This window comes from Streptomyces sp. P9(2023) (assembly GCF_032436795.1).
Taxonomy (GTDB): domain Bacteria; phylum Actinomycetota; class Actinomycetes; order Streptomycetales; family Streptomycetaceae; genus Streptomyces.
The window spans coordinates 1-11,517 of sequence record NZ_JAUPWM010000016.1 but is presented as its reverse complement, the minus strand read 5'-3'; the positions used below and the strand labels follow the sequence as shown (position 1 = coordinate 11,517).

Genomic DNA, 11,517 nt, shown 5'->3' with positions numbered 1-11,517 from the left:
TCCGTAAGGATCGGGGAGGCAGGTTCCTCTTACACGTACCAGCGAGTACCGGCGAGTAGCCAATGCTCTCTCCGATGATGCTACCCACCGGTAATAAGAGCAACCCCTATCGGGTGAACTGTGACGTCAATCGCCGCCGTCAAGGTGCCCCAAGGGCTTGCCGGTGAAGGGGTGAAGATCCTCGACGGACCGGGTGCAAGCCGTAACCGTCCGGCTGCGGTCTGTGATCGAGAGTCCGTCGTGATCTCGGCGGGTGGCCACTCCCCTTTTTCTCCTTCGGAGGACCAGCCCATGTCGCGTCCGTCCGCGCGCCTCGGCGCCCTCTTCGCCGGCGCCCTGCTCGCCCTGACCACCGCCGCGTCCGGCGCGCCGGCTTCCGCGGCCGATCCCGCGTACTTCGAGTTCACGGACATCACCCGGGAGACCTTCGTCGTCCAGCTCACCGACGAGGAGAAGATCGCCCATGCGCGGCGCGTGCTGAGCGGCGAGGAGCAGGAGAGGGTCCACCTCGTCGGCCGGATCCTCAAGAGGCAGGCCCCGTACAACCCGCACCGGAGCTTCCACTACGACCCGGCGACGGTGGACTTCTTCGACGTCGCGATCGAGGTCTGCGACTCCACGATCCCGTACCTGGAGGACCACCTCGACGAGGCGGGCGGACCCTTCCTGCCCGGCCTCGTCCGGTGTCCCTGGACCTCGAAGCTGACCCGCGAGATCGCGTCCAGCCAGGGGTCCTGCCGGGGCGGCGCGCTCGATAGTCTTGGCCCCATGTACGGCTACGAGCAGAATCCGGGTGCCCAGCAGCAGTACCCGCCGCCTCCGCAGCAGCAGTACGCCCCGCCGCAGGACATGCAGGGCGGAATGCCGGGCGGCGGGATGCAGGGCGGCGGGTACGGGCAGCAGCAGGCCCCCCTCTACCCCGAGCCGTCGCCGCCCTCGCTCGCCGACGCCGTACGGGCCTTCACGACCGGTTCCCTGTCGGCGGAGGACTTCCAGCAGGTCTTCGCGGGCTCGAAGGTCTACTGCCCGCGGGGCGACAACCCCGGCTTCCTGGCGCTGCACAACACCCAGCAGCCGGTCATCCCGATGTTCACGTCGCTCAAGGAGCTGCGGCGGTACGCGGGCAAGGAGTCGAAGTACTTCGTGATCACCGGCGCCGAGGTGATCGACCTGCTGCCGACCGGCTACGGCTTCGTCCTCGACATGGAGGGCGACCACCGGATGGTCTTCGACGCCAAGGCCGTGGAGCAGATGGTGGACTTCGCGATGCGCCGGATGTACGGCTGACGGACGCTGGTAGGTGGGAGAGCGCCCGGGAGGAATTCCTCCCGGGCGCTTCGTGTTCTGGGTGGCAGGAAGTTCATTGTTCAACTAAAGTGGTCGCACAAGGAGGTCCCGCCATGCCCGCTGTGACTGTCGAGAACCCGCTCACCCTGCCGCGCGTAGCCGCCCCGGCCGACGCCGTCTCCCGCCCCGTGCTCGCCGTGACCACGGCCCCGTCCGGATTCGAGGGCGAGGGTTTCCCGGTGCGCCGCGCGTTCGCCGGGATCAACTACCAGTACCTCGACCCGTTCATCATGATGGACCAGATGGGAGAGGTGGAGTACGCCCCCGGTGAGCCCAAGGGCACCCCGTGGCACCCCCACCGCGGCTTCGAGACCGTCACGTACATCATCGACGGCACCTTCGACCACCAGGACTCCAACGGCGGTGGCGGCACCATCACCAACGGCGACACCCAGTGGATGACCGCCGGCTCCGGACTCCTCCACATCGAGGCCCCGCCGGAGTCCCTCGTGCTCAGCGGCGGACTCTTCCACGGGCTCCAGCTGTGGGTGAACCTGCCGGCCTCCGACAAGATGATGGCCCCGCGCTACCAGGACATCCGCGGCGGCCAGGTGCAGCTGCTGACCTCCCCGGACGGCGGCGCGCTGGTCCGCGTCATCGCGGGCGAGCTCGACGGCCACGCCGGGCCCGGCATCACGCACACCCCGATCACGATGATCCACGCGACCGTCCGGCCGGGCGCCGAGGTGACCCTGCCGTGGCGCGAGGACTTCAACGGCCTCGTCTACGTCCTCGCCGGCCGCGGCACGGCGGGCGAGGAGCGCAGGCCGGTCCACATGGGCCAGACCGCGGTCTTCGGCAAGGGCGGCGCGCTCACGGTCCGGGCGGACGAGAAGCAGGACGGGCACACGCCCGACCTGGAGGTCGTCGTCCTCGGCGGCCGGCCGATCCGCGAGCCGATGGCGCACTACGGCCCGTTCGTCATGAACACCCAGGCCGAACTCCGCCAGGCCTTCGAGGACTTCCAGGCGGGCCGGCTGGGGACGATCCCGGCGGTGCACGGGATGGGCGAGTAGCGGTCACAGCTGTACGGGTACGGGGTCGGGGCACGCGCCCCGACCCCGTACCCGTATCCCTGACGCCCGGCCCCTCCCCGCCCCTGACGGAGCGTCACCCGTCCGGCCTCGTAGCGCAGGACGCCACGGCGAGCGGCGTGGTCCGGTGGACGGGTGCAGACGCAGAGGCCTCTCCTTCCCGAAGCCGCCCGGCGGACCGCCGCCTGGTGCGCCGTGTTTCTGCTGGTCGCCGGGGTGGCCGCGGTCGGGATCTGGCTGTGCGTGGTGTTCCAGACGGCCGTCACACCCGTCCTGCTCGCGATCCTCGGCACCGCGCTGCTCGGCCCGCTCTACCGGCGTCTGCTGAAGATGAAGGTGCGGCAGTCGCTCGCCGCCGGGCTGACGGTCCTCGCCGTGATCGCGTTCGTCGGCGGCGCCACGTACATCGTGGTCGTCGCGCTCATCGAGACCGGTGACCAGATCATCGCCTCGCTGCGGCAGGCCGCCGTCGACATCGCCGATCATCTCGGCGCGGCCGGGACCTCGATCGACGACCTCGCCAAGAACGCGAAGGCGCTGCTGGAGAAGTTCGGCGGGACCGCCGCCTCCGGGGTGATCTCGGGGCTGAGCGTCGTCGCTCAGGTGGCCGCCATGGCCGTCCTCGCCCTCCTGCTGATCTTCTTCTTCCTCAAGGACTCCGACAAGGCCGCCGAGGCCCTGCGCTCGCTCGCCCCCCGCTCGACCGGTGACACGCTGGAGGCCATGGGCCGCCGCGCCTTCGAGGCCGTCGAGGGCTTCATGCGCGGCACGACCGTCGTCGCCCTCGTCGACGCCGTCCTGATCACCGTCGGGCTGCTGATCCTTCGGGTCCCCGGGGCCGTCGGCCTCGGCGCGCTCGTCTTCGTCACCGCGTACATCCCGTACCTCGGCGCCTTCCTCTCCGGGGCCGTCGCCGTCCTCGTGGCTCTCGCCGACCGGGGGTTCGTCATCGCGCTCTGGGTCCTGGGCGTGGTGCTGGCCGTCCAGGTCATCGAGGGCAACGTCCTCCAGCCCGCCATCCAGAGCCGTACCGTCCAGATGCACCCGGCCGTCGTCATGCTCGCCATCACGGCCGGGGCGTCCGTCGCCGGGATCCTGGGCATGCTGCTCGCCGTACCCGTCACGGCCGCCGCCTTCGGGGTGATCGGCGAGCTGCGCGGCCGGTACGGGACGCAGGAGGAAGCCGCTCCGGAGGCCTAGGGCCTGTCCGGCGGCTCATGGCCGGGTCCGCGACCCTGATCCGCCGGACAGGCCCTGGTGGCTCACGTCGCCGCCGGCATGCCGCCCGGTTCGAAGGACGCCAGCATCTGTTCCAGGGCCGCCTGGTCCGGGCCCACGAAGGGGTCCGAGTCCGGCGCCATCGTGATCGTCTCGAGCATCAGGTCCGTCATCCGCACGGCGGGCGGCAGATGCGTGCTGAGCACGATCTCCGGGTTCATCTCCCGCAGCGGCTCGATCGTCGCCCGGTACTTCGCCGGGTCCACGAGGTGTATCCACGGACTGTCGATGGTCGCCCAGAGCAGCTGCGTACGCCGCAGCTCCTCCGGCTTGAGGTCGTTCGCGTGGCCGCTCTCGGCGAGTTCCGCCGTCGGCATCGGCCCGCCGAAGCAGTCGGAACTGAAGCAGATCCGGGTCTTCTCGTCGTAGAACCCGACGGTCACCGGGTTGTCGAAGAGCGGCGGCCGGAAGGCGTCGAGCGTGCGGTCGCCGACGTCCATGGACTGGCCGGGGTTGAGGAAGTACACGCGGTTCATCGGCAGCGGGCGTTCGGTGCTCATGATCCCGGCGCCGCCGAAGGTGGTGACGACCTTCGCCTCGGGCGCCGCGGCGAGCAGGTCGAAGATCCCGCCCGTGTGGTCCCTGTCGGGGTGCGTCAGCCAGATCCAGCGGACGTCGTCGAGGTCGATCACCGTGGAGAGCGTGGCGAGGAAGTCGCGTTCGGAGAGGGAGAGCCCGGTGTCGACGACGACCGGTTCCTTGGCGGTGAGGACGTACGCGTTGACGGGGATGTGACCGACCCCCGGCACTTCGAGGCTGTCGGCCAGGACGGTGGTGTCGCTTCCTACCTTGTGGATGTCCATGTCGTGCTGCTCCGTGGTCCCCCCCGGCGGCGGCGCCGTACGACACCAGTCTGCCGCGCGGGCGCACGCCTCGCGCGCCGTGCCCGTACGAGCCGTGCTGCGGCCCCAAGCCTGACGGCCCACGGTCCTGAGGCCCCACGGGCCACGCCCTACGGCTTCTCCGACGCCGTCGGCCCACGGCCTACGGCTTCTCCGACGCCGGCTCGTTCAGCTCGAACCAGATCGACTTTCCCTCGCCCCGCGGGTCCACGCCCCACGCGTGCGCCAGCATCTCCATCAGCACCAGACCGCGCCCCGACGAGGCCATCTCCCCCGGGTGCCGCTTGTGCGGCAGCTCGTCGCTGGCGTCGGAGACCTCCACCCGCATGCGCCGGCGGGCATCGACGGAGCAGGTCACCTCGGCGACGAGGAGCGCGTCGCCGTCCGTGTGGATGAGGACGTTGGTGACCATCTCGGAGACCATCAGGACCGCCGAGTCGATCTGGTCCTCGTCCGTCCAGTCGTGCAGCAGCTGGCGCATGTGCTGACGGGCCGCCGCGATCCGTTCCGGCTCCGCCTGCGCGATCGTCATCATCGTGCGGCGCGGGGCCTGGCGGGCGGTCGGGCCCTGGCGGGAGAGCAGCAGGATCGCGATGTCGTCCTCGCGGCGGTCCGCGAGCGGCCCGATCGTGTGGTGCGAGCCGGGGCCGTGGACGGCCTCCACGAGGCTGTCGGCCAGGTCCTCCAGGCTGTCCCCGTCGTGCCCTTCGAGCAGCGCCCGGATACGTTCCCAGCCGCTGTCGAGGTCGTGGCCGCCGGTCTCCAGGAGCCCGTCGGTGCACATCATCAGGGTCTCGCCGGGTTCCAGGGTGAACCGGGTCGTCGGGTAGTCGGTGTCGGGGTCGATGCCGAGGGGCAGCCCGCCGGCCGTGGGGCGCAGGAGAACCGTTCCGTCGGTCATCCGCACCGCCGGGTCGGGGTGCCCGGCCCGCGCGATGTCCACGATGCCGGTGACCGGGTCGATCTCCAGGTAGAGGCAGGTGGCGAAGCGCGGCCCGCTGTCCGGACGATCCCCGTCCGCACCCCCGTCACCGCTCTCCCCGGCATGGGTCTCGTGCGTGTCCCCGTTGGTGATCCCGTACAGGAAGCGGGAGGCGCGGGAGAGGACGGCGTCGGGCCGGTGGCCCTCGGAGGCGTACGCGCGCAGGGCGATCCGGAGCTGGCCCATCAGCCCGGCGGCGCGCACGTCGTGGCCCTGGACGTCGCCGATGACAAGGGCGATGCGGCCGCCGGGCAGCTGGATCATGTCGTACCAGTCGCCGCCGACCTGGAGCCCGCCGCCGGTCGGGACGTACCGGGCGGCGACGTGCAGCCCCGGGATGCCCGGGCCGAGGACGGGCATCATCGTGCGCTGGAGTCCGAGCGACAGCTCGCGCTCGGACTCGGCGACCCCGGCCCGGGCGAGTGCCTGGGCGAGCATCCGGGCGACGGTGGTGAGGACGGAGCGCTCGTCGGGGGTGAAGGCGACGGGGTGCTTGAAGGCGGCCATCCAGGCGCCCATGGTGCGGCCCGCGACGATGAGCGGGAGGTACGCCCAGGACTGCCTGCCGAAACGTTGCGCCAGGGGCCAGGTCACCGGGAAGCGTCGCAGGTACTCGTCCGGCGTCGGCAGGTAGATCGCCCGCCCGGTCCGTACGACCTCGGCCGCCGGGTAGTCGGTGTCCACCGACATCGACGTGAAGGGGCCCTCGTCGCCCGCGTTGTGCCCGTGGTGGCCGATGATCGTCAGCCGTTCGCCGGCCACCCCGAAGACGGCGAGCCCGTCCGGCGAGAAGCCCGGCATGGAGAGGGAGGCGGCGACGCGGAGCACCTCGGCGGTCGACCGGGCCTCGGCGAGCGCCCGGCCGGCGTCGAGCAGGAACGCCTCGCGGGACCGCCGCCAGTCGCCGGTGATCGGCGTACGGGCGGCGGTGCCGGGCTGCGGCTCGGCGACCTCCTGGAGGGTGCCGACGAGCTGGTAGTCGTCGCCCTCCATGAGCGGCTTGGACCTGCTCCGTACGGTACGGATCACCCGTCCGTGGCCGTCCATGATCCGGAGCCGGGCCTCGGCGAGGGTCCCTTCGGCGACCGCGAGGTTCACGACCCCGTCGATCTCGTTCCAGTCGACGGGATGAAACCGGGAGCGTACGGCCGCTTCCGTGAGCTGTGCCGGTTCGGCGGGCAGCCCGAGGAGCCGGGCGGCCTCGGCGTCGAGGGTGACGAACCCGGATGCGTTGTCCCAGCGCCACAGGCCGGTCGCGATCGCGGCCAGGACGTCCTCGGTGCGCATTGCCCCACTTTATGAATATCGGACTGCAGGTCGCCACTGAGCGTATTCGAAATGCGATCTTGGGTCGCCCGGTAGGCTGGGACGGGCTCTGCCGTCACGACTCGTCACGACCGACCGTCATGACGGTCACGGCGGCGCGCACCCCCTCTTGTTCCCGTAGATCCCGAAGACTGGATGAACGACGATGCATCGGTACAGGTCCCACACCTGCGGCGAGCTCCGCGCCTCTGACGTCGGCACCGACGTCCGGCTGAGCGGCTGGCTGCACAATCGGCGCGACCTGGGCGGCATCCTCTTCATCGATCTGCGCGACCACTACGGCATCACGCAGCTCGTCGCCCGGCCCGGCACCGCCGCCGCCGAGGTGCTCGACAAGCTGACGAAGGAGACCGTCGTCCGCGTGGACGGCAAGGTCGTCTCGCGTGGCGCGGAGAACGTCAACCCGGAGCTGCCGACCGGCGAGATCGAGATCGAGGCCGCCACGGTCGAGGTCCTCGGCGCGGCGAAGCAGATCCCGTTCACCGTCAACACGGACGACGGCGTGAACGAGGAGCGGCGCCTGGAGTACCGCTTCCTCGACCTGCGCCGCGAGCGCATGCACCGCAACATCATGCTGCGGTCGGCCGTCATCGCCTCCATCCGTTCGAAGATGGTGGCCCTCGGCTTCAACGAGATGGCGACCCCGATCCTCGCCGCGACCTCTCCCGAGGGCGCCCGCGACTTCGTCGTCCCGTCCCGCCTGAACCCGGGCAAGTTCTACGCGCTGCCGCAGGCGCCGCAGCAGTTCAAGCAGCTGCTGATGATCTCCGGCTTCGACCGCTACTTCCAGATCGCGCCGTGCTTCCGCGACGAGGACGCGCGTGCGGACCGTTCGCCGGGCGAGTTCTACCAGCTCGACGTCGAGATGAGCTTCGTCGAGCAGGAGGACGTCTTCCAGCCGATCGAGAAGCTCATGACGGAGATCTTCGAGGAGTTCGGCGGCGGGCGTCATGTGACCTCCCCCTTCCCGAGGATCCCGTTCCGCGAGTCGATGCTGAAGTACGGCAACGACAAGCCGGACCTGCGTACGTCCCTCGAACTCGTCGACATCTCGGACGTCTTCGAGGCGTCGGAGTTCAAGGCCTTCGCCGGCAAGCACGTGCGTGCGCTGGCGGTGCCGAACACGGGTGACCAGCCGCGGAAGTTCTTCGACGCGCTGGGCGACTTCGCGGTCTCGCTGGGCGCGAAGGGCCTGGCGTGGGTGCGCGTGGGCGAGGTCCCCCTCAGCCTTGACGGCGAGGGAGGTGCCCCCATCGCTCTCACGGGCCCGATCGCCAAGTTCCTCACCGAGGAGAACGTCAAGGTCCTCACCGAGCGCCTCGGCCTGGAGCCGGGCCACGCGATCTTCTTCGGCGCGGGCGAGTTCGACGAGGTCTCCAAGATCATGGGCCCGGTCCGGGTCGAGGCCGCGAAGCGCGCCGGCCAGTTCGAGGAGAACGTCTTCCGCTTCGCGTGGATCGTGGACTTCCCGATGTACGAGAAGGACGAGGAGACCGGCAAGATCGACTTCTCGCACAACCCGTTCTCGATGCCGCAGGGCGGCCTTGAGGCCCTGGAGACCCAGGACCCGCTGGACGTCCTCGGCTGGCAGTACGACATCGTCTGCAACGGCATCGAGCTGTCCTCGGGCGCGATCCGGAACCACGAGCCCGAGATCATGTTCAAGGCCTTCGAGATCGCGGGCTACTCGCGCGAGACGGTCGAGCACGAGTTCGCGGGCATGCTCCGCGCCTTCGAGTACGGCGCCCCGCCGCACGGCGGCATCGCCCCGGGCGTGGACCGCATCGTGATGCTCCTGGCCGACGAGCCGAACATCCGCGAGACGATCGCCTTCCCCCTGAACGGCAACGCCCAGGACCTCCTGATGGGCGCCCCGACGGAACTGGACGAGTCCCGCCTGCGCGAGCTGAACATCCAGCTCCGCAAGCCGGTCGAGTCGAAGATCGTGGAAAAGCCGACGGACGACCGCCCGATCACGGACGCGGTCCACCCGGACGCGGCGCGGTAACGGCATACGCGTGAACGAAGGGCCCGGAACCGTACGACGGTTCCGGGCCCTTCGGCCTGTGCCGGGGGCTATTCGTTCCGGATGACCTCTACGGCGGAGGCGGCGGTGACTGCACGAAGGGAAGGCAGCACGTGAGGTCCTGTCGTGTGCGGAGAACGTCCTCAAAGCGGTCGGGGCGGGGCAGTCCGCTTCATCTTGTCGGTAGCGCTTCGGCGGTGTCGATGTTTGCGAGCTTCACACCGCTGACGTGCATGCCCCGCAGGTGCCGGGTTCGGGGCCACGGAAGGCGCGGTCGCAGTGGTCGCAGTTCTGGAGTGGATGGACGACGCTCGGGACGATGCGGAACGGCGGCAGGGGCGGGAGTTCGGCCGCGAGGCGGTGGGCCAGGAGGGCGGCCGGGCGGTGCAGGGGTTCCGGCGGCAGGTCGGCGGTCAGGGCGCGGTGGACGGCCTCGGGGGTGAGTTCGCGTTCGAGCCAGGCGGCGACGCCCGGGGCGAGGTGTTCGGCGTCCGTGGCGGAGAGCAGCAGGCGGGGATCTTCGCGGCGGAGGCCGGCGAGGACTCCGATGGCGGTCCGGAGCAGGTCGGGGGCCGGGTACGCGGGCTGCGGTACGGCGGGCAGGGCGCGGCGGCGCGGTGGCTTGTCGGCGGCCCGCCGGGGCGGAGGTTGGGGCCTCGGCTCGTCGTCGCCTGTCCGGTCCGTGCGGCCGGGCTGGTTGCAGGAGACCGTACGGGTGACCATGCGGCCCTCATCGGTACGGACGCGGGTCCGACGCAGATAGCCGTGGGCCTCCAGCTCGCGCAGGGCGGCGGCGATCCGGGTCTTCCCCTCGGGGAAGCGGGCGGCGAGGGTTCCGATGTCGATCTGGGCGCCGCTGGGGAGGGACTGGATGTGGGCGGCCAGCCCGATGGCGATCAGCGACAACTCGTCATGCTGGGCGAGGTGGTTGCCGATCACCGTGAAGCGGGTGGTGTGGCGGGTGTTGTCGTGGATGACGCCACCAGAGCGCCGGTAGGGGTGGTTTTTCCCGCCGTTACGGGACTGGGCGTGCGGGCGCACGCTAGTGTTCTGGCTATCCATCGGGAAGCGTCTTCTTCCTTGATGGTCAGGCCCTCGCACTGGGATTGCCGTCCCGGCGGGGGCCGACGCATGTCAGCGGTGATGTGGTGTGTCGCGCTGAGCGTAGATCAAGCAACCCGTCCCAAAGCCAGCCGAGTTGGTGTTTTTCACTCAACTGAGTGAGTCCGGCCTGCGGGGGAGGAGGGGTGGGGCTTGGTCCGGTTTCTTTCTCATTGTGGTCGTCCTTGGGGAGACCGCCCGCCCCACCGACATCCACGTTCACGGCCTTCGGTGACTGAGCCTTCTCCTCAGGTCAGGGGCGCGGCAGGTCGAGTTCGACCCGCCCGGACTCGGCGACGACGGCCGGAGGCCTCAGGCGCGGTAGGTCGTCTCCCCGGGTATCGGTGACCTCGATACGGAGGGTCTCCGCATGGGCGACGAGCCTGAGACGGAAGTCCCGGCCGGCGACCGGGGACAGCAGGGGCATTGAAGTGACGTACGAGTGACTGGAGTTGGATAGCCTGCTTCCGGTTTACGTCACTGAGCGTGGCCAGATTCAGCGTGCGACCTTCTCCTGATGCGGCGCCCGGCGTACACGCTCGACTAGGTGGAGCGCTTCCTGGCGGTGCGGATGGCGCGCAAGACGGTGTTCGAGCGGGATCCCGCACTGGAACTCGGCTTCGTACTGGAGGTCGAGGTCGCCGCCGCGCCCGACAGCGTCCCCGTCCGCGACTCCAAGAACCTCGGCGGCCCCCAATCCGCGCTCCCCCGCTGGGCGGGCTTCGTGTCGTACGCGTCGGGCATCTGACGCTGGCGAACCGAGAGCTTGGGCGGCCGGCGACTACGGGAATCGGTGGACGACGATCCACGTCTCCGATTCTTCCGTGGAGACTGCGCACATGACTCGGCCATCTTCCGACACCGTGAGGAACTCGGCGTTGCCGGTGCCGGGCCCGGATTCGGGACGGAAGATCGCTTCCGATGAGGTCCCGCACGTGGATCCAGCCGACTTCGTGCGCGCGTGCGACCGGAGCCAGAATACAGAAGTTGCTGCCTTTTCCGATGAGGTGATGGGCGGCAGCCTGAGTCGCCCACTCGCGATCCAGCTGTGCGGAGGCGTCGGGTAGGGAATCGCTGATGGCCACAGTGGGTCTGACTTCTTTGCCGTTTGCCGCATAGATTGCGGACATGACGTCCGGAAAGCCGTCGGGGACCTCGCGATTGAGCACCCTAAGCCCGCTGGCCTCCAGCTTCTGGGCCACTCCAGCGTTGTTCCGTCAGGGTCCCGTGTAGAAGAAAGGATGGCCCCACCTTCCTTTTTGATCTTTGGTCCCAGGGTTTCGCGTCGGGGGAGTAGATGTATCCCTGCTCGAACTTGAGACCCTCATCGCCGGTCACCTGCCATTCGGCGAGCGGTGTCTTCCCGTAGCGCACACCGGCAGACTCGAAGGTCGCCCGGCTCCGCATCAGCCCTGTGCTCGAACGGGTTCGATGCTCGCCCTTGGCGGGCACGGCCCCAGCCCCAGCGGGTCGCTCCACGTGTGTGGATTGTGGACGTACGTCGCCTAGTACTCCAGCTGTAGATCGTGATCTTCATGGCTGGATTGCGGCTTGTCGCCGGTAATGGCTGGCCTGTGATCG

9 protein-coding genes are annotated in these 11,517 nt (G+C 69.6%); 5 read left to right on the top strand and 4 right to left on the bottom strand.

What is annotated here, in order from left to right; all coding sequences use genetic code 11:
* The first annotated feature begins 768 nt into the window (after positions 1–768).
* The 3 genes from Q5762_RS21020 (at position 769) to Q5762_RS21010 (ending at position 3,581) form a co-directional block, all read left to right on the top strand.
* On the top strand, positions 769–1,287 hold the full coding sequence (locus tag Q5762_RS21020; RefSeq protein WP_315893823.1) for an SseB family protein: 519 nt from the start codon (positions 769–771) through the stop codon (positions 1,285–1,287).
* 113 nt (positions 1,288–1,400) lie between these two features.
* Complete coding sequence (locus Q5762_RS21015; RefSeq protein ID WP_315893728.1) at positions 1,401–2,363, top strand: pirin family protein; 963 nt, start codon at positions 1,401–1,403, stop codon at positions 2,361–2,363.
* A gap of 153 nt (positions 2,364–2,516) precedes the next feature.
* Positions 2,517–3,581, top strand: a complete 1,065-nt coding sequence (locus Q5762_RS21010; RefSeq protein ID WP_315893727.1) for an AI-2E family transporter — start codon at positions 2,517–2,519, stop codon at positions 3,579–3,581.
* 62 nt (positions 3,582–3,643) lie between these two features.
* On the opposite strand, the gene Q5762_RS21005 is transcribed toward Q5762_RS21010, so the two are convergent.
* Positions 3,644–4,462 (bottom strand): MBL fold metallo-hydrolase, encoded by an 819-nt coding sequence (locus tag Q5762_RS21005; RefSeq protein ID WP_315893726.1) that lies wholly within the window; start codon positions 4,460–4,462, stop codon positions 3,644–3,646.
* A 181-nt stretch (positions 4,463–4,643) separates the two neighbouring features.
* Positions 4,644–6,770 (bottom strand): SpoIIE family protein phosphatase, encoded by a 2,127-nt coding sequence (locus tag Q5762_RS21000; RefSeq protein ID WP_315893725.1) that lies wholly within the window; start codon positions 6,768–6,770, stop codon positions 4,644–4,646.
* 184 nt (positions 6,771–6,954) lie between these two features.
* Here Q5762_RS21000 and aspS point away from each other — a divergent pair, with 184 nt between their 5' ends.
* A complete protein-coding gene (gene aspS / locus Q5762_RS20995) occupies positions 6,955–8,817 on the top strand; it encodes an aspartate--tRNA ligase (RefSeq protein WP_315893724.1) in 1,863 nt (620 codons plus the stop codon).
* 234 nt (positions 8,818–9,051) lie between these two features.
* Here the strand turns inward: aspS and Q5762_RS20990 are convergent, their stop codons facing one another.
* Entirely contained in the window at positions 9,052–9,897 is an 846-nt protein-coding gene (locus tag Q5762_RS20990) for a helix-turn-helix domain-containing protein (RefSeq protein ID WP_315893723.1), read from the bottom strand.
* A 292-nt stretch (positions 9,898–10,189) separates the two neighbouring features.
* Positions 10,190–10,363: a hypothetical protein gene (locus Q5762_RS20985; protein ID WP_399495216.1), complete on the bottom strand. Its 174-nt coding sequence runs from the start codon at positions 10,361–10,363 to the stop codon at positions 10,190–10,192.
* Positions 10,364–10,483: 120 nt separating this feature from the next.
* Between Q5762_RS20985 and Q5762_RS20980 the strand changes: the two genes are divergently transcribed.
* A complete protein-coding gene (locus Q5762_RS20980; protein ID WP_315893722.1) occupies positions 10,484–10,684 on the top strand; it encodes a DUF397 domain-containing protein in 201 nt (66 codons plus the stop codon).
* Positions 10,685–11,517 lie beyond the last annotated feature (833 nt).